The following is a 233-nucleotide window of genomic DNA, read 5'->3' on the forward strand; positions in this document are numbered from 1 at the left end:
TCGTTTCAATTTTCAGCTTGTTCCGGATTGTTAAAGAGCAATATCTCAAACTCGACGTTACCGTCAGTTTTGAGATATTTCGTGGAGACACCTTTCACCTGTCACCAAGCAAGTGGCGTCCCCTAGGGGATTCGAACCCCTGTTGCCGCCGTGAAAGGGCGGAGTCCTAACCGCTAGACGAAGGGGACACATACATGTCACGACTTCGCAGCCGTCTTGCTCATTACTTTTCT

At 49.4% G+C, this 233-nt stretch carries 1 tRNA gene; it reads right to left on the reverse strand.

The window, feature by feature from the left end:
* Window positions 1–113: 113 nt before the first annotated feature.
* Window positions 114–188 (reverse strand) — tRNA-Glu (locus tag PSSD_RS26120).
* Between the last annotated feature and the right edge of the window lie 45 nt (window positions 189–233).

Origin of the sequence: Type-D symbiont of Plautia stali (assembly GCF_001485335.1) — a bacterium.
Lineage (GTDB): Bacteria > Pseudomonadota > Gammaproteobacteria > Enterobacterales > Enterobacteriaceae > Pantoea > Pantoea vagans_C.